The organism is Agathobaculum sp. Marseille-P7918 (assembly GCF_900625105.1).
In the GTDB taxonomy this organism is placed as follows: Bacteria; Bacillota; Clostridia; order Oscillospirales; family Butyricicoccaceae; genus Agathobaculum.
On sequence record NZ_UYYD01000030.1, the window covers coordinates 1 to 1,658 of the forward strand.

General features: G+C 65.0%; 2 protein-coding genes. Both read left to right on the forward strand.

Annotated features, from left to right (window positions below):
• On the forward strand, positions 1 to 1,103 hold a 1,103-nt coding region (locus tag EJL02_RS14000), incomplete at its 5' end, for a baseplate J/gp47 family protein (RefSeq protein WP_164510449.1).
• The gene (locus tag EJL02_RS14005; RefSeq protein ID WP_164510450.1) at positions 1,093 to 1,623 is read left to right on the forward strand and encodes a putative phage tail protein; all 531 of its coding nucleotides are present in this window, start codon (positions 1,093 to 1,095) and stop codon (positions 1,621 to 1,623) included. The genes EJL02_RS14000 and EJL02_RS14005, both read left to right, overlap by 11 nt.
• The last annotated feature ends 35 nt before the right edge of the window (positions 1,624 to 1,658 follow it).

Genomic DNA, 1,658 nt, shown 5'->3' on the forward strand with positions numbered 1-1,658 from the left:
TGCTCGCGCAGGACTTCGACAGCCTGACGCCCGAGGGTATCCAAGATATGCTGCGCGCCTTGGTCGAGGACGAGTTGGGGCTGTCCACCGCCGAGGGCACGCTGCTGCAAATCATCCTCGCGCCCGGGGCTTATGTGTTCTGGGAGGGCTTGCAGGCGCTGCGTGCGCAGGTGCCGATTTCGTTCGTGGACGAGACGAGCGGCAGCTTCATCGACAAGGACGCGGCTGGCTACGGCATCACGCGCAAGCCCGGCACGGCGGCGAGCGTTCTGCTCACCTTCACCGGCTCTGCCGGTACGACCGTTCCGGCGTGCACGCTGTGCGTGACGCAGGACGGACTGGGCTTTGCCACCGACGAAGATCTCACGCTGAATGATACCGGCCACGGCACGGTCACGGCGACGGCGGACGCGGTCGGCACGGCCTACAACGTCCCTGCGGGCGCGATCGTCAGCACGCAGCAGGCGGTCAGCGGCGTCACCAGCCTTGTAAACGAAGCCGCCGCTGCGGGCGGCACCGATCCGGAGAGCGACGCCGCGCTGTTTGCCCGTCTGGACGCCTACAAAAAGACGCCGCCGACCTCGGGCAACGACCGGCACTATCACCAGTGGGCGCTCGAGGTCAACGGTGTCGGCGCGGCGTCGGTCATCCGCTGCTGGGACGGGCCGGGCACGGTCAAGGTCATCATCGCGGACATGGAGCTCAAACCGGTTACCGAAGAGCTGCGCGCCGAAGTTGCGGCCTACATCGAGACGCAGCGGCCGGTCACCGCCGAGGTGACGGTTGAGAGCGCGGCGGGCGTGCCGGTCGAAGTAAGCGTAACCGTGGAAACCGACGGTACGGTGTTCAAATTGGACACCGAGCGAGAACTCACCGAGCGGCTTGCCGAATATCTGGGCGAGATCGCGTTCACCGAGGGTGCAGAGGTGGTGTACAACCGCGTGCTGGCGCTCGTCATGGGGTTGCCGGGCGTGACCGACTGCTCTGGCTTGACCGTCAACGGCGGCACCGCCAACGTGCCGCTGGACGCGACCCAGATCCCGATGCTCGGCACGGTGACGGTAAATGGTATCGCAGAGGAGGCGTCGGTCGATGGAACGTAAGCTGACCGATCTGCTGCCCGAGCGGTATCTAAATAGCCCGGAGGTGGGCGCGGCGGCGGGCATCCTCTGGGTGCTGGGAGAGGTGTTTCGCGCGCGGGCGCTCGACTGGCTGACGCAGCTATGTATCGACACTGCGACATGGGGCATTGTCTACTGGGAGCGCGAATACGGCGTGACGCCGCAGGCCACCGACACGTTGGACGACCGGCGCAGCCGGGTCAAGGCCAAGCTGCGCGCGCCGCAGACCGTGACGGCCGCCATGCTGGAAAACCTCACGGACAGCTACATCAACGGGCAGTCCATCGTCACCGAGCTGCCACGTCAGCACAAAGTGCAGATCCAGTTTAACGGCGACTACGGCGTGCCCGCGAACCTCGAAAGCCTGACCGCGGCGCTGCTCGAGGTGCTGCCGAGCCATGTGGTATATGAGTACCTCTACCGCTATCTGCTGGTGCGCGAGGTGCACGGCATGACGATAAACGAGCTGCAGAGCCACACGCTGCACGATTTTGCGTTCTGAGGAGGCGGACATGAGTAAATTAACGGATATTCTGG

Bases quoted from the DNA above. Each gene is read 5' to 3' on its own strand.
- EJL02_RS14005 (WP_164510450.1), top strand. From the start codon at position 1,093: ATGGAACGTAAGCTGACCGATCTGCTGCCCGAGCGGTATCTAAATAGC.